Here is a 15,965-nt window from a genome sequence, read left to right on the forward strand (position 1 = left end):
CGATGCCCGAAGGAGACACCGTCTACCGCGCCGCGAAGAACCTCGACGCGGTGCTGCACGGCCAGACGCTGACCGCGAGCGACTTCCGGGTGCCCGCGTTCGCGACCGTCGATCTCGCCGGAGAGGTCGTCGACGACGTCATCGCGCGGGGCAAGCACCTGCTGCACCACATCGGCGACCTGACCCTGCACACGCACCTCAAGATGGAGGGCTCCTGGCACGTCTACAAGCACGGGACGAAGTGGCGTCGACCGGCGTACCAGGCGCGGGTCGTGCTCGAGACGGCCGACTGGGTGGCCGTCGGGTTCGACCTCGGCATCGTCGAACTCGTGGCCCGCGACGACGACGACAGCGTCGTGTCCTACCTCGGCCCCGACCTGCTCGGACCCGACTGGGACGCCGCGATCGCCCTCGCCAACCTCGAGGCCGATCCGACGCGCGAGGTCGGGCTCGCCCTGCTCGATCAGCGGGTGCTGGCCGGGGTGGGCAACGTCTACCGCAACGAGCTCTGCTTCCTGCGCGGGGTGCTGCCGACCCGCCCGGTCGGCGAGGTCGAGAACCGGCCGAAGCTGATCGATCTCGCGCACCGGCTGATCGTCGCCAACAAGGACCGCGTCGAGCGCACCACCACCGGCACGCTCCGGGGCACGACCGACTGGGTCTACGGCCGAGCCGGCAAGCCCTGCCTGCGCTGCGGCACGAAGATCCGGCGCGGCGAGCTCGGCGAGAGCGAGCTCGAGCTGCGCGAGACGTACTGGTGCCCGCACTGCCAGAGCTGACCGCCCCGCAGCGCGCGACCGCACCGGCCCGTGTCCGACCGCACCGGCCAGGGTGCGACCGAACCGGCCCCGCGCGCGACCTCGTGTGACGCCCCGTGACGCGCCCGCCTCTCCACCCCAGGTGACGTGCCTACGATCGGCGACACCCGACCGGGCCGTACCCGACGAGCCGGTCACCGCGAGAGGACGACCATGTCGAACGCCAGCACGCCCCGCCCCACCGCCACGATCGCCGAGCAGGTGACCGAGTTCGACGAGGGCTTCACCGCTCAGATCGGCCCCGACTTCTCGAAGGTCTTCGCCGACGAGCAGAGCGCCCTGCGCGAGGCCGGGGTGCCCGACGACGCCGTCAAGCCCGGCGACACCGTCGTCGAGGCGACCCTGCTGACGCCCCGCGGCGACGAGGTCTCGCTCGCCGAGACGGTCGGCGAGGGCCCGGCCGTGCTCGTCTTCTACCGCGGCGCCTGGTGCCCGTACTGCAACCTGACCCTGAAGACCTACCAGGCCGAGCTCCTGCCGCGTCTGCGCGAGCGGGGCGTCGCGCTCGTCGCGATCAGCCCGCAGACCCCCGAGGGCTCCGAGGCGTCGGTGACGAACGGCAGCCTCGAGTTCCCCGTGCTGTCCGACCCCGGCAACGTGCTCAGCCGCGCGCTCGGCATCCGCACCGAGCCGAGCGCCGACGCCCGCGCCGTGCACACCGAGCTCGGCTTCGACGTCGCCGACAGCAACGCCGACGCGACGGGCGACATCCCGTTCCCGACCGTGCTCGTCGTCGACGCCGACGGCACCGTCGTCTTCGCCGACGTCCACACCGACTACACCACCCGCACCGAGGTCGACGAGATCGTCGCCGCCCTCGACCTGCTGGAGGCGCGGACGGCCTGACCGGCATCGGTCGCCCCCGCGTCCGCTCCCGTCCCGAGCCCGCCCGCCCCGCACGGCGCTCTCCGACCCCCTTCCACTACGATCAGGGGTCTGAACCCGTCAGAACCCGAGAGGACCGCCATGTCGCCGAAGGCCATCGCCGAGCAGGTCGTCGAGTTCAACGAGGGGTTCAACGCCGAGATCGGGCCCGACCTGACCGCCGTCTTCGACGCCGAGCAGGAGCAGCTGCGGGCCCTCGGCGTCCCCGCCGACGCCGTGCGGGTCGGCGACCAGATCGTCGACGCCGCGCTGCTGACCCCCACCGGCGACGACGTCCTGCTGCTCGACGCGTTCGGCGGCTCACCCGCGGTCGTCGTCTTCTACCGCGGCGCCTGGTGCCCGTACTGCAACCTGACGCTCAAGACCTACCAGGAGGACCTGCTGCCGGCGCTGCGGAAACGCGGGGTCGAGCTCGTCGCGGTGAGCCCCCAGACGCCGGTCGGCTCCGAGAAGTCGGTCGCCCAGGGCGACCTCGAGTTCACCGTGCTGTCCGACCCCGGCAACGTGCTCAGCCGCGGGCTCGGCATCGTGACCCAGCCCACGGCGGGAGCCCGAGGCGTGCACGCCCAGCTCGGCTTCGACGTCGCCGACAGCAACGCCGACCACACGGCCGAGATCCCGTTCCCGACCGTGCTCGTCGTCGACGCCGACGGCCGCGTCGTGTTCGTCGACATCCACACCGACTACACCAGCCGCACCGAGGTGTCGCTCGTGCTCGAGACCCTCGACCTGCTCGAGATCGGCGTCCTCTAGCCGACGGCGCCTCCGGCCGACCGGACCGGTCAGGACGACGCGACCCGGTCCCCCGACGACCGGACGGGACTAGACGGGTCAGGCCGACGCGACCCGCGCCTCCCGACGACGGCAGGGGCCGGTCGACGCGATGAGCGCCTCCCGACCCCTGCGACGCAGGACCCGCGATCAGTCGCGGGGCGCGACGGCTCCCGTGGGCTCGGGCGCCTCCTCGCCGAGGCCGACGCGCGAGTGCCGCCGCCCGTACGAGAGGTACACGACGACGCCGAGCACGAGCCAGGCGCCGAAGCGCGCCCAGGTGAGCGTCGTGAGGTTGAGCATAAGCCAGACGCAGAGCGCCGCCGAGAGGATCGGCAGCACCGGCGACAGCGGCACCCGGAACGCGCGCGGCAGGTCGGGGCGCTTGCGGCGCAGCACGATCACGCCGATGCTGACCAGCACGAAGGCCGAGAGCGTGCCGATGTTGATCATCTCCTCGAGCACCCCGACGTCGGTGAAGGCCGCGACGAACGCGACGACGGTTCCGGCGATGACCTGGATGCGCACGGGGGTCTTGCGGGTCGGGCTGGTCTTGGCGAGCCAGCGGGGCAGCAGTCCGTCGCGGCTCATCGAGAACACGATGCGCGAGAGGCCGAGCAGCAGGACCATGATCACCGTGGTCAGACCGGCGAGCGCGCCGATCGAGATGATGCCGGCGGCCCAGTCGGCGCCGACCAGTCGGAACGCGGTCGCGAGCGAGGGGTCGTCCTCGCCGGCGAGGTCGCGGTACGACACCATGCCGGTGAGCACGATCGAGACGAGCACGTAGAGCACCGTGACGACCGCGAGGCCGAGGAAGATGCCCCGCGGCAGGGTCTTCTGCGGGTTCTTGACCTCTTCGGCGCTGGTCGCGACGACGTCGAATCCGATGAACGCGAAGAACACCAGCGACGCGGCGGCGAGCAGCCCGAAGACCCCGTACTGGGCGGGGGCCGCGCCGGTCAGCCACGAGAACATCGACTGCGACCAGGTGTCGCTCGCCCCGGCCCCGGTGGCGCTCGGCTCGGCGGCGGGCACGAACGGCGAGTAGTTCGCGGCCCGCACGAAGAAGAAGCCGACCACGATGACGAACAGGACGATGACGACCTTGATGATCGTGAACACGGCGCCCACGCGGGCCGTGAGCTGGGTGCCCGCGACCAGCAGGGCGGTGAAGACGGCGACGATGAGGAACGCCGGCCAGCTGACCTCGATGCCGCCGAGCATGAACGTCGGCGGGATGCCGATGCCGAACGTGTCGAAGGCCGACGCGAGGTAGACGCCCCAGTACTTGGCGAGCACGGCGGAGGCGGTGAACATCTCGAGGATGAGGTCCCACCCGATGATCCAGGCGAGGAACTCGCCCATCGTGGCGTAGGTGAACGTGTACGCGCTGCCCGCGACGGGGATCGTCGAGGCGAACTCGGCGTAGCACATGATGGCGAGGCCGCAGGTGAGCGCGGCGAGCACGAACGACAGCGTGACCGAGGGCCCGGCGTAGTTCGCGGCGGCGTTGGCGCCGACCGAGAAGATGCCGGCGCCGACCGCGACCGCGACGCCCATCAGCGTGAGGTCCCAGGTGCCGAGCGAGCGCTTCAGGCCGTTCTCCGACCCGAGCGAGTCGGCGATCGACGACTCGACCGACTTCGTGCGCCAGATGCTCCGCGGCCCTCTGGCCCTGGTGGGGTTCGCCATGTCGTCTCCTCGTTCGACGGCGTCGACCCCCGTTCGGGGACGACGCGCCAGCATACAAGGAGGCACGGCCCCGTGACGAGGCCGCCCCGGCCCCGAGGAGGCGCGGGTCGTCCTCCCCAGGACGCCGCGGCCCGGTGGTCCTCCACAGCGGTCCGCACGCACTCGAACGGCGCGGGGCGCTCTCGTACGATGGCCGCGTGGCGAACGACACCGACGGCGACGGCCCCCGGCCCCGGCCGGCCGTCGACGCGGCCTGGGCTCCGGTCCGGCCGCGGACGGCGCCGGCGGCATGGGAGGCCGCGGCGGCGGATCCCCGCAGCCGCACCGCGGCCGAGCACGACGGCGACGCCTCCGACAGCCCCTCCGTCGAACCCGTCGCACCGGCCGACCCGTCCGCGCTCGAGCGGATGCTGCGCCGCGGCGGTCGGGGGGTGCGCGGCGTCTGGCGCCGCGCCTCCTCGGCTCGGCGGCTGGCGACCGGGTTCGCGACGCTCGGCCTCGTGTCCGCGCTGGTCGTCGGGGCCGGGGTCGCGGCCCAGCCGCGGTACCCCGTGCCCGTGACCACCGGCGCGTTGTCCGCCGACCTGCGCACGGCGCCGTCGGGTGATCTCTGGAGCACCGATCTGGCGGCCCTCGGCGCCACCGACCTGCCCGACGGCTGCCGCGGCTTCCGCCCGCTGAGCGAGATCGACGGCGACGCCGTCGTCGCCTCGTCGGCCGTGGCCTACGACGGGTGCCGGGAGGCGGTGGCCCTGCTGGCGCGGATCGACCCGTCGACCGGCGACGTGCGCTGGTCGATCGACCTCGCCGACCTGCTCGGCGGCCGGGGCATCTACCTGAGCATGGTGCGCGACGACGCGGGCTCCCTCGCGACCGTGAGCAGCCAGGAGTACCTCGGCGCGAGGTCGGTGCGCATCGACCTCGAGACCGGGCGCGTGCTCGGCGACGTCATCGGCGACGACGACTCCGACGACGTCGTGACCCAGCTGATGGGCGTGACCTCCGGCCGGCTCCTGCTGGCGTCGCAGCCCCGGGATCGCGTCGGCCCCGACGGGCAGTCCCTGACGTTCACCGACGGCGAGACCACCCCCTACCGCCTGATCGACGCCGACCACCCCGACACCGTGGTCTGGTCCGGCGACGTGGGCACCAGCGAGACCCCGTACCTGGCCGGCGCGTTCCTCGTGGTCGAGAGCGAGAACGGTCCGGTGCTGGTGGACGTCGAGACGGGCGAGGTGCACGTCGTGCCCGGCGGCATCGCGCTCGTCGAGAACGTGGTCCAGGCGGGCGACCTGCTCGTCGCGACCGTCACGACCCGGGCCGGCGAGCGGGAGGCGCTCGCCCTCGACCGCGCGGCCGAGCGGCGGTGGTCGGCCCCGCTCGAGCTCGACGCGCAGGTCGTCGTCGCCGCGAGCTGCGTGATCGTCGAGTCCGGGCGGTCGGACTTCCGCTGCCTCGAGCCGGACGACGGCCGCGAGCGCTGGTCGCGCACCCTGCCCGTGACCGAGCAGGACCAGGCCGCCGTCGACGTGTTCCAGCAGGGCCTGGAGACCTCGTCGCTCGTCGTGGACGTCACGTCGCAGATGCGGTCGGCCACGGGCGACGACGCGCCCACGACGATCCTCGGCCTCTCGCCGGCCACGGGCGAGACCACGTTCTCGGCCGAGGTGCCGCCGTTCTCGTACCTCACCGGTCTCGCGCGGACCGTCGGCTTCGCCGGCTCGTTCGTCGGTCAGGACTTCTCGAAGACCGTGGTCACCGCCTTCGACCTCGCCGACGGTCGGCGGCTCTGGCAGCAGGACTCTCCCCCGCAGGGCTCGCTCGACTTCTGGGGCGACACGCTCGTCTCGGTCGACGCCGACGGCGTCGCCCACGGGCTGCGGACCACGGCCGACGTGGTGCCCGCCACCGCCGAGGCGTCGCGATGAGGGGCGCGCGGTGGCGCGGGTGTCGCCGAGGAGGCGCGGGTCAGCTCCCGCGGACCAGCACCGGGAACACGAACACCGCGAACACGAAGAACAGCGCCATGACCCCGAGCAGGATGAACGGCCCCTTGCCGAGCACGGTCTGGCCCGCCGCCTCGCGACGACGCAGCACGCGACGGCGGTACACGGCCTGCATCACGATCAGGGCGACGGCCGCGACCGCGAGGATCGAGATGATGACGACGTCGATGGCGAGGTCCTTCCGGGCGGGGCGATCGGGCGGGTGCCACTTTACCCGGCACGCTCCGGGACGACGCCCGGCCGGGTGCGGAGCACCGACGGCGGCCGCTCGTACGATGGGGCACCGGACGAGGAGGCGCGGGTGACGGATCGAGACGGCTCTCGCCCCTGGACTCCCCCGCGCCCCGACCGCGCCTCCGTCGCCTGGGAGGACCGTGCCGCGGGCCTCGGCCACGCGTCGACGCCCGATGCGTCGGACACGTCCGACGAGCTCGACGACGGCCTCGACGAGGGCCACGAGGGCCGGGCCGCACCGCCGATCGGGGCGCCGATGCGCGCCCGCTGGCGCCGCGCCTCCCGGGCTCGTCGCCTCGCGACCGCCGCGACCGCGCTGGTCGTGGCGGCCGCGACCGTCGTCGTGCTCGGCAGCGCGGTCCAGCCCCGCTACGCGACGGACGAGCCGACCGACGGCGTCGTGGTCGACGAGCTGCGGAACCGACCGGCGACGACGTCGTGGACGATCGGCACCCGAGAGCTCGGCATCCCCTCCGCGGACGACGGCTGCCTGACCTACTCGGTGCTGGGGTCGATCGGGTCCGACGTGCTCGTCGCGACCTCGTCGCAGCTCGCGTCGTCCGAGACCGGATGCTACGACCGGCAGGGCCGCTCGGAGCGCCTCGTGCGCCTCGACCCGTTCGCCGGCGACGTGCGGTGGTCGATCGACATCAGCGGGGTCAGCGGCGGCGGGGGCACCCTCGCGGCCTGGATCGACGCCGAGGCGGGCGACGCGATCGTCAGCACGACGGGGCTCTACGGCTACGGTCGCGGCGCCTCGGGCTTCGGCCGGGTCGATCTCGCGACGGGCGGTCTGTCCGACGTGCACGTCGCGGAGGGCGATCGGATCCGCGTCGTCGACGCGAACAGCCGTCTCGTGCTCACGAGCGAGTCGCCCGCGGCCCCGGTCACGACCGGCGACGTGTCGGGCGGCGACGGCGCGGTCGTCGACGATCTCGCAGAGGACGGCGACGCCTCGGCCGCGGCCCTCGAGGCCGCAGCCGCGGCTCAGGAGGCCGCCGAGGCCGCCGCCTCCGAGGGCGCCGCCACCTCCGAGGCCGCCGACGCCGCGGCCGCGGCCGAGGCGGCCCTCGTCGACGACGACACCGGACCCCGCTCGACGCTCTACGACCGCTCCGACCTCGACACCCCCGTCTGGTCGGGCGACGGCGTGTACGCCGGCGTGACGAGCGAGGTGCTGCTCGACGACGGGCTCCTGAGCGTCGGGCAGGGCGTCGCCACCCTGGTCGACGGTCGGACCGGCGAAGGCGACCCGTGGGCCGACGATCTCCCCCTCGACGCGCAGGGCTACCGCGTCGACGACACCGTCTACCTCGTCTCGTACGGCTCCGGCATGGACTCCCCCGCCGAGCTGAGCGCCCGGTCGCTCGACGGCGCCGAGCGCTGGCGTCGCGAGTTCGAGCAGGACCGCTGGCCCGCCGTCACCGGCGACTGCGTCGTCTTCTCGGACCGGGCCGGGGTCCGGTGCGTCGACGAGACGACCGGCGTCGAGCGCTGGTCGCGTGCCCGATCGACGGAGACCCGCGGGCTGCCGATCGTCGGCGAGCGGCAGCCGGGCCAGTGGGGCGACGACGTCTTCCTGCAGACCTTCGAGGGCCGGTCCGCGCCGGTGGTGCCGGGCGGCGACCGGGCGCTGCTCGTGCTCGACGCCGCCGACGGCTCGGAGCGGGCGCGGGCGTTCATCTCCCGCGAGTCGACGCTGGTCGGCGCCTCCCGCTCGGTCGGCTACGCGGCCGTCGTGCGGTCCGCCGACTCGTTCGACGGCCAGGTCGTCTTCCGCGACGTCACCGCCGTCGACCTCTCGGACGGACGCCGGCTGTGGAACCTCCAGTCGGAGTCCGATCTGCAGTTCTGGGGCGGAGCACTCGTCTCCATCGCCGAGGACGGGTCGATCCGCCGCCTCGTGGACACGGTGCGCGTGACCCGCTGACCACCCCGCCGGCTCAGCCGTCGCCGCGCGCCTCCAGCGTCGAGCTCCCCGCGCTGAGGATGTACGCCATCGCGTAGGCCCGCGAGTTGCCGTCGTCGATGCCCGCCTCCGGCAGGTCGGCGAGCGCCGAGAGGGCATCCGCCGCCGCCGACGGACCGGCGAGCGACGAGTACATCAGCACGTAGTCGCCCAGCGGGCCCACGGCGCCGCCGTCGGCGACCCCGGACTCCGCGACGACCGCGGCGATCTGCTCCGCGCCTCCTGCCGCATCCGACGACAGGTACGAGACCGAGGTCGGGTCGAGCGGGATCAGCTGGATGCCGGCGATCGCCGACGGCTCGGCCGAGAACCAGGTCGCGTAGTCGCGCTTGGCGCCCCAGTTGAGCGACACGATGCGGTGCTCGTAGCCGTCGAGGACCGGGTCGGACAGGTCGGGGGCGACGAAGTAGGCGAGGGCGGACGCCGCCTCCGCGCTCAGCATCCAGGTCGCCTGCGCGGCCAGCGCGTCGTCACCGGTCGCCGTCGCCCAGAGCGAGAGGCCCGCGGAGGCGCCCACCGCCTCCGAGGACGACTCCTGGTTGTTGCCGTCCGCGAACGGCGAGTACCCGCTCGCCCAGCTGTGCGACCAGTACGGGTCGAAGGCGCGCTGGTCGGGGAACGCCCCGCTCTCCGACCCGGAGCCGATGTCGGCGGCGACCAGGTCCATCACGGGCGCCCACCGCTCGGCGAGCTCGGGGTCGTCGGCCCCGAGCACGCCCGCGGCGTAGAGGAAGTACCCGTAGTGGAAGTGGTGGTCGTTGAACAGCTCGGAGCCGAACGACGACGCCTGGCCGACGAGGCCCTTCACGGTCGGGTCGTAGACGAAGCACTGCTGGGCCCGGACGGTGCAGCCGTCGGGGTCGGTCCAGAGGTCGAGCTGGTCGACGACGCGCTTCTTCACCGTGTCGGCCGACTCGTCGTCGCCGAGCTGCACCGCGAGCTGCCAGAGCATCGTCGCCCGGTAGATCGCCTTGCCGCCGTAGTAGGTGTCGGCGGGGAACTCGCCGGTCGACGCCACGTCGGCCCGGAGCTGCCGCCCGAGGGCGTCGCGCTCGTCGGCGCTGAGACCGTCGAGGTCGAGCTCGGACGACGCCGTCACGGTCGGGGCGTCGAACGACAGCCTCGATCCGATCGTGAGCGGCACCGTGCCCATGATCGTCTCGTAGCCGAGGCCGGTGGCCGTCCCGCCGCCGGTCTCGCCCTGGTGCGGGGCGGGCACGATCAGCGTGTCGGCGGCGGCCGCGGTGACGTAGTCGAGCGTGGTGCTCGACGCCGCGCCTCCCGAGGTGCCGAACGTCGTGCGCACCTCGGTCAGGGGCGAGGCGGCCGCGTCGAGCACGGTGTCGACCTGACTCGGGGTCGCCCCGTCGGGCAGGGCCACGAGCACGACCGAACCGCCCGCGTCGAGGTCGACCGACGTACCGTCGAGACCGCCGCCCGTCACGACGACGCCCCAGCTGCTGCCGCCGACCTCGACCGTGCCGCGACCGTCTCCGGTGGGCACGACGGGTGCGCCGAGGGTGTCGGTCTGGTCGGTCTCGGCCGTGTACGACACGAGGGGCGAGCCCTGCGCGACGGTCGTCCGGCCGAGCACGGTGCCGCCCGCCCGGTGCTCGATCGTGACCGCGACCTTGTCGTACGACGAGACCAGCGCCTCCTCGGCTCCCAGATCGAGGGTGAGGCCGACGACCGCGGGCGCGACGACCGACGTCGACGACGTCACCGGTCGGGGCAGGCCCGCGGCCACCCCCGACGCGGTCAGCTGGAACGAGATCGGGAACGGGAACACCGGCTGCGCGGTCTCGCCGAAGACCAGCCCGGCGAACCAGGTGCTCGTCGGGGGCACGAGGCCGTCGGCCAGTCGCATCGCAGGAGGCGCGGCGAGCGACTCCGAGGGCAGCGCGGCGATCAGCGGGTCGACCTGCGAGGCCGGATAGACGGGGCCTCCGGCGGCGTCGGGGGTGGGATCGTCGTCCGCGGTGCAGCCGGAGACGACGAGCGCGGTCGCCACGATCAGGGCGCCCAGGGCGGCGGGCCGCCGCCCCGCCGTCCGGCCCTCCGCACCACGGATCGTCAGACCCCGATCTGGCGCAGGAAGTCCTGCACGGTGTCGACGGGGCCCGCGAGGATCCCGTCGTCCCGCAGGTGCATGGTCGCCTCGACCGGGGTGCCGCTCGCCACCAGGCCGTTGTACGCGCCCTCGGTGAGCTGCGAGCTGACGACCCGCACGGTGGCCGCGGCCGCCCCGTCCTTCGTCTCGACGGTGACCAGGTCGACGCTGCCCTCGACGACCACCTGGTTCGGCAGCATGACGTCGACGGCCGCACCGTCCTGGATCCGCTCGTAGTCGCGGGGCGTGAGCGTGAAGTCGGCGGCCACGAACAGGGTGCCGGAGCGCTCGATCGTGGCGACCGCGGTGCCCGACCCGACGAAGCCGCCCTCGCGCACGTCGAGCTGCGACACGATGCCGTCGACGGTCGCGGTGAACGTCATCGTGCCGTCGTCCGCCACCGTGTAGGCGTCGGTGTCGGCGACCATGATGTCGTCCTCGAGATCCTTCTGCAGGGCGAGGCTCTGCAGCGAGAAGAGCGCGTCGCCCTTCGTCACGACGTCGCCCACCTCGACCTCGGTCGCCGTGACGGTGCCGCTGTAGTCGGTGCCGACCGTGAAGTCCTGGCTGGCGATCGCGGCGCTCGTGCTGATCACCTGCGCCTGGCGCTGGGTGAAGATCAGCGTGAACACCCCGACCAGGGCGAGCACCACGAGGATGCCGACGGTCATCCTGATCCGGTTGCCCCAGGTCACGAGATCACCTTCTCGCGGTCGGCGTCGGCGTCGGCGACGGCGAGCTCGGCCTCGAGCATGCGGCGGCGTTCACCGTCGCGCCGCTGCTGCCGGTCGCGCTCGTCGGATCGATCGCGTCGATCGGCCGCGTTGGCCGCATCCGCAGCGCCAGCACCGGCAACGCCGGCCGCGTCCGCCAGCACGAGGATCTCCTCGTGGCTGCGCGGCAGCGGGCGGGCCACCTGGGTGCGGAGGGCGGGCACGAGCACCTCGCCCGTCGGCAGCGGCTCGCTCATCGTCGTCCGGGCGCTCGACCCCGACCGGGCCGCCCGCTTGATCGCGCGCGCCTCGCGCAGGGCCGCCACGAGGAACCCCGAGAGCACGGCCGTGTTGATGAGGTTCCAGACCGTGGCGAGGGTGAGCACCCGGTTGTCCCAGTCGCGCCAGATCGCCACGAGCGAGGTGAGCGACAGGAACACCCAGAACAGCACCTGCGGCACGATGAAGTCGAAGGGACTCGAGGCCGCCTTGCCGCCGGTCACATGCCAGGCGGTGTCCTTGCCGCTCAGCACGTTCCAGAGCGCCTTCACGTAGATCGGGAACGACACCGAGGCGAGCATCAGCACCTCCCACCGGAACGAGCCGAGCGTGAAGAACGCCAGCGCGATCTGCAGCAGGTAGAAGCCGCAGTAGAACAGCAGCCACTGGAGCACCGAGATGTGCAGGTTCATCGGACGCAGGTCGAAGAAGATCTCCATCGGCGGCACCATGATCAGCAGCAGGGGCGCGATGCCGGTCAGGTAGTGCGTCGCCGTCAGCGTGTACTGGAACCGCTGGTCCATGGTCAGGGTGCGGCGCGGGCTCAGCGGGTTGTGGCGCAGCAGGATCTCGAAGCCGCCGGTGGCCCAGCGCAGCTGCTGCTTGCTGTAGGCCTCGATCGTCTCGGGGGCGTCGCCGATGGCGAGCGTCAGCGGGATGTAGATCGAACGCCAGCCGGCCTCGTGCAGGAACAGGCTCGTCCAGACGTCCTCGGACTTCGAGTCGGTGTCGATGCCTCCGACGTCGTCGACGGCCGTGCGGCGGAAGATCACGTTGGTGCCGACGCAGAACGCCGCGTTGAAGCGGTTCCGCCCCGGCTGGATGAACCGGTAGAACACGGCCTGCATGTAGCCGGCGCCGCGGCTGACCAGGCTGACCAGGTTGCCGTACGACTGCGGCGTCTGGACGAAGGCGACCTTCTCGTCGACGAAGAACGGCACGGTCTCGTGCAGGAACAGCGGCTTCGGCACGAAGTCGGCGTCGAAGATGGCGAAGTAGTCGCCCTTCGCCACGGTGAGGGCGTGGTTGACGTTGCCCGCCTTGGCGCCGTTGCTGCTGAGGCGCCGCACGTAGCGGGCGCCGAGCGTCGCGGCCAGGTCGCGGACCTCGTCGCTGCGGCCGTCGTCGAGCACCCAGGTGCGGTGCTCACCCCGCATGGCGAGGGCGGCCTGCACCGTCATCGCGATCTTCGACAGCTCCTCGCCGTACACGGTGACGAACACGTCGACCACGACCGTCCTGCCGTCGACGACCATCGGCCAGAGGTGCGGCCGGTCGCGGACGCCGAGCCGGTCGATGGCCTCGTCGTCGTAGAGCGTGTCCTGCGTCGAGTGGAAGTCGAAGTCGCGGGGGTTCTGGCCGCCCGAGAGGATCGTCCACATCGACAGCAGCGCCTGGACGACGAGCACGGCCTCGGCCGTGATGACCGCCGCATAGGGCAGCAGGTCGCCGCGGTTGGCGGGGTTCAGCAGGAACTGCCCGTAGAGCAGGATCCCCATCGTGCAGGCCAGCACGAGCAGCACCATGAACGGGGAGTGCGCCCGCCCCTCGGTGCGCGAGACGATCGACGCGTGATGGTCGCTTCTCAGGCGCTTCGAGGGGCGGGACCGCGCGACCTGGGCGTCGTCCTGGAGTGCTAGGTGCCTCAGACCGCTGCGCGAGCGAGGCTCCAGGACGATGATCGGGTCGGCTCCGGGAGCGCCGGGGGCTGCGCTCTCGGTGCGGGGCGGGACGTCGCGGGTGGTGGCGTCGCTCTCGCGGACGCGCATGGTTCGGGACATGCGTGTTCTTCTCTCCTGGTTCGGGTCGTCGGAGATGTCGATCGACCAGGAGCGAGAGCTCGCCACAGGACGACCGGTGAGGGCGTCGGCACCTGTGGCGACTGGCCGGAGCGGGGATCGGGGTAAGCGGTCCGCGCTCCGCCCGGGATGGGTGGTCCCGGTCTGGCGTCGGTCACGGAGGTGCCTGCGTCGAGGGGTGATCGACGCGCCGTGACCTGGTCGCCGTGTGGTCCTTTCGGGGGACCTCTCGGCGACGTGGTCAGAACAGTACCGGCGGGTCTCGGAACGTCACGGCCCCCGTTCGGGGGCCACGCGAGCCCCCTGCGTCGAGAACCCCGTACCTATGCGGGCGGCCTCACCCGTCGGGGCCGCAGCCTTCACCCGCGCAGGGGCGCCGTGTCACCCGTTCGCGGGCCGCGGAGGGGTGGCTTGACAAGGAGGCGCGGGTCGGCGTCAGCCGCGGACGTCCGCCACCCAGCCCGCCAGGAACTCGGCCCCGGCCTCGTCGTGGATGAGCTCGGACGCGCTGGTCAGCACGGGGTACGGGGTCGTGGGGATGCCGTCGGCCGGCCGGACGTCGACGTGGGCTACGTCGTGCCCGTGGGCGTGCAGCCAGTCGGCCATCGCGTAGTCGCTCCGCGAGTCGCCCACCGTGCGCCAGCTGAGCGGCAGCGGGCCGTCGTCGGCCAGCAGCTCGAGGGCGCGCTCGGCCCCGCGATCCTTGCCGAGCAGCACCGACTCGATGTCGGTGGAGATGATCGTGGGGTCGATGCGCCACTGAACGTCGCCCTGCGCGTCGGGTCGGACGTCGTCGAGGCGGCGGACGCCGAAGCCCCGGGTGACCAGCGCCTCCATCGCCCGCTCGTCGAGGCCGCGCTGGCGCGCCAGGTAGTCGGCCGACGACACCGAGGTGAGCTGCTCGATCGAGACCATCGCGCGCTTGGTGTGGTCGAAGAACACCAGGTCGGCGTAGTCGCCCGTGACGAGCGCGTCCATCTCGGCGGAGAAGTCGGCCGGCATCGCCAGCGACTCGTCGACGACGACCTCGCTCATGCCCCCCGGCCCGTGCTCGGGGCCGATCGAGAACCACGACGCGCCCTTCTCGCAGACGCCGTGCACGCGAGCGCCCCGGGGCAGCCCCGCCGCGATCAACGGCACGACGACCTCGTCGCGGATGAACGCGTCGGACCGCCCGGTGTTGAACACCAGGGGGATGCCGACCTCGGCGAGCGCCACCAGGTCGCGCGTGATGGCGGGGATCGCGATCCGGCGGGAGACCGGGCTGGCGATCGGCCCGTCGACGTCGAGGAGCAGCCCGAGGGCGGGGGAGGCGGTGGCGGAGTTCACCCTGTCATCTTCGCAGCCGCACGCCGTCGCGATGTCATGCGCGGCCAGGCGGCGGGGATGGGATGATGGAGCACCTGATCCGAAGGAGATCCTCTGTGGCGTCGCTCCCCCCGTCCGTGATCGAAGCACTCGAGGCCTTCGCCGCGCCCGAACAGCGCGGCACGGTGCACGACCTGACCCAGGCCACGACGGACGAGGCGCGCGATCGTCTCGCGGCGATGCTGGAGTCCGCCGACTGGGTCGACATGAACGCCAAGCACCCGATGGGGCCCGACCGCAGCGACCCCGAGGGCATGCGACGCCTGCTGCAGGCGATGGGCGCCGACGGCCGCTGCGCCGTCCTGTCGTCGACCGGCACCGAAGACGATCGCGATCTCGGCGGCGCCCTCGACCAGGTGCTGCACCAGGACCACGGCGCGCTGGTCGTCTGCCGTCCCGGCCCCCTCGCCTTCCTGGTGACGGCCGCCGACGAGCACTGGCTGCTCAGCGACCGCGAGATCCCGCAGCTGACCGGTCCGATCTCCATCGTCCGGCCGTAGCGCACCCGGCCGGCGTCCGGTCGCCCCCCGTCATGATGGGGGGATGAAGACCGCACTCGTCACCGGATCCACCCGCGGCATCGGCCTCGTCGTCGCCCGCGACCTCGCCCGCGATCACCACGTGGTGGTGCACGGCCGATCCGAGGAGGCGGTGCGCGCGATCGCCGCGTCCCTCCCGTCGGCCACGGCCTGGGTCGCCGATCTCGGCGCCGCGTCGTTCGAGGCGCCCGCGCTCGACTCGCTCGACGTCGTCGTGCACGCCGCCGGAGTGATCGGCGGGGCCGAGGTCGAGCGCACCACCCTCGACGACTGGCGTCGGGTGTTCGAGGTGAACGTCTTCGCCGTGGCCGAGCTCACGCGCCAGCTCCTGCCGGCGCTGCGGGCCGCGGAGGGCACGGTGGTCACCATCAACAGCGGCTCGGGCCTCACGGCGGGGCCGGGCGGCAGCACGTACGCGGCGAGCAAGTTCGCGCTGCGGGCGCTGACCGACTCGCTGCGCGAGGAGGAGCGTCCGAACGGGGTGCGGGTCAGCTCGGTGCATCCCGGTCGGGTCGACACCGACATGCAGCACGAGCTGGTCGAGAGGGAGGGCGGCGAGTACGACGCCGCGCTCTATCTCGAACCGCAGTCGGTGGCCGACGCGGTGCGCCTCGTGGTCGATCTGCCGCACGGCGCGACCGTCGAGTCGCTCTCCCTCCGCCCCACGCGCAGGCGCTGACCGCGCGTCCCCGCGACACCCCCTTCTCCGCACGACACCCGAATCTCTCGGGGTGTGGCGCCGAAAAGCGGGTGCGGCGCGGGGCTGCCGACTACCGTGC

At 72.8% G+C, this 15,965-nt stretch carries 13 protein-coding genes; 7 read left to right on the forward strand and 6 right to left on the reverse strand.

Annotation, left to right across the window (positions count from 1 at the left end; all coding sequences use genetic code 11):
• Positions 1-2 precede the first annotated feature (2 nt).
• The 3 genes from FFA01_RS09105 (at position 3) to FFA01_RS09115 (ending at position 2,456) form a co-directional block, all read left to right on the forward strand.
• Positions 3-779: a DNA-formamidopyrimidine glycosylase family protein gene (locus FFA01_RS09105; RefSeq protein ID WP_146855298.1), complete on the forward strand. Its 777-nt coding sequence runs from the start codon at positions 3-5 to the stop codon at positions 777-779.
• 192 nt (positions 780-971) lie between these two features.
• On the forward strand, positions 972-1,664 hold the full coding sequence (locus tag FFA01_RS09110; RefSeq protein ID WP_146855300.1) for a peroxiredoxin-like family protein: 693 nt from the start codon (positions 972-974) through the stop codon (positions 1,662-1,664).
• A gap of 120 nt (positions 1,665-1,784) precedes the next feature.
• A complete protein-coding gene (locus FFA01_RS09115; RefSeq protein ID WP_146855302.1) occupies positions 1,785-2,456 on the forward strand; it encodes a peroxiredoxin-like family protein in 672 nt (223 codons plus the stop codon).
• 168 nt (positions 2,457-2,624) lie between these two features.
• Here the strand turns inward: FFA01_RS09115 and FFA01_RS09120 are convergent, their stop codons facing one another.
• A complete protein-coding gene (locus FFA01_RS09120; protein WP_146855304.1) occupies positions 2,625-4,169 on the reverse strand; it encodes an APC family permease in 1,545 nt (514 codons plus the stop codon).
• Between the two features lie 197 nt (positions 4,170-4,366).
• On the opposite strand from FFA01_RS09120, the gene FFA01_RS09125 reads away from it, so the two are divergent.
• Positions 4,367-6,097, forward strand: a complete 1,731-nt coding sequence (locus FFA01_RS09125) for an outer membrane protein assembly factor BamB family protein (protein ID WP_146855306.1) — start codon at positions 4,367-4,369, stop codon at positions 6,095-6,097.
• Between the two features lie 40 nt (positions 6,098-6,137).
• Here the strand turns inward: FFA01_RS09125 and FFA01_RS15905 are convergent, their stop codons facing one another.
• A complete protein-coding gene (locus FFA01_RS15905) occupies positions 6,138-6,281 on the reverse strand; it encodes a hypothetical protein (protein WP_167627330.1) in 144 nt (47 codons plus the stop codon).
• A 195-nt stretch (positions 6,282-6,476) separates the two neighbouring features.
• Here FFA01_RS15905 and FFA01_RS09130 point away from each other — a divergent pair, with 195 nt between their 5' ends.
• On the forward strand, positions 6,477-8,339 hold the full coding sequence (locus FFA01_RS09130; protein ID WP_146855308.1) for a PQQ-binding-like beta-propeller repeat protein: 1,863 nt from the start codon (positions 6,477-6,479) through the stop codon (positions 8,337-8,339).
• A 13-nt stretch (positions 8,340-8,352) separates the two neighbouring features.
• Here FFA01_RS09130 and FFA01_RS09135 read toward each other — a convergent pair whose 3' ends face one another.
• The 4 genes from FFA01_RS09135 to FFA01_RS09150 all read right to left on the reverse strand — a co-directional run bounded on the left by FFA01_RS09135 (position 8,353) and on the right by FFA01_RS09150 (position 14,608).
• Positions 8,353-10,389 (reverse strand): glycosyl hydrolase, encoded by a 2,037-nt coding sequence (locus FFA01_RS09135; RefSeq protein WP_146855310.1) that lies wholly within the window; start codon positions 10,387-10,389, stop codon positions 8,353-8,355.
• Positions 10,390-10,451: 62 nt separating this feature from the next.
• Positions 10,452-11,183 carry an efflux RND transporter periplasmic adaptor subunit gene (locus tag FFA01_RS09140; RefSeq protein ID WP_146855315.1) on the reverse strand — a complete coding sequence of 244 codons (732 nt, stop codon included), beginning with the start codon at positions 11,181-11,183 and terminating at the stop codon, positions 10,452-10,454.
• A complete protein-coding gene (locus tag FFA01_RS09145) occupies positions 11,180-13,261 on the reverse strand; it encodes a glycosyltransferase family 2 protein (protein ID WP_244289779.1) in 2,082 nt (693 codons plus the stop codon). Before FFA01_RS09145 ends, FFA01_RS09140 begins: the two co-directional genes overlap by 4 nt.
• Before the next feature lie 453 nt (positions 13,262-13,714).
• On the reverse strand, positions 13,715-14,608 hold the full coding sequence (locus FFA01_RS09150) for a hypothetical protein (protein ID WP_182501196.1): 894 nt from the start codon (positions 14,606-14,608) through the stop codon (positions 13,715-13,717).
• A gap of 95 nt (positions 14,609-14,703) precedes the next feature.
• Between FFA01_RS09150 and FFA01_RS09155 the strand changes: the two genes are divergently transcribed.
• Positions 14,704-15,147, forward strand: coding sequence for a hypothetical protein (locus tag FFA01_RS09155; protein WP_167627328.1), 444 nt, complete (start codon positions 14,704-14,706; stop codon positions 15,145-15,147).
• A gap of 43 nt (positions 15,148-15,190) precedes the next feature.
• The gene (locus FFA01_RS09160; protein ID WP_146855319.1) at positions 15,191-15,865 is read left to right on the forward strand and encodes an SDR family oxidoreductase; all 675 of its coding nucleotides are present in this window, start codon (positions 15,191-15,193) and stop codon (positions 15,863-15,865) included.
• Positions 15,866-15,965: the final 100 nt, after the last annotated feature.

The organism is Frigoribacterium faeni (genome assembly GCF_007988805.1).
Classification (GTDB): domain Bacteria; phylum Actinomycetota; class Actinomycetes; order Actinomycetales; family Microbacteriaceae; genus Frigoribacterium; species Frigoribacterium faeni.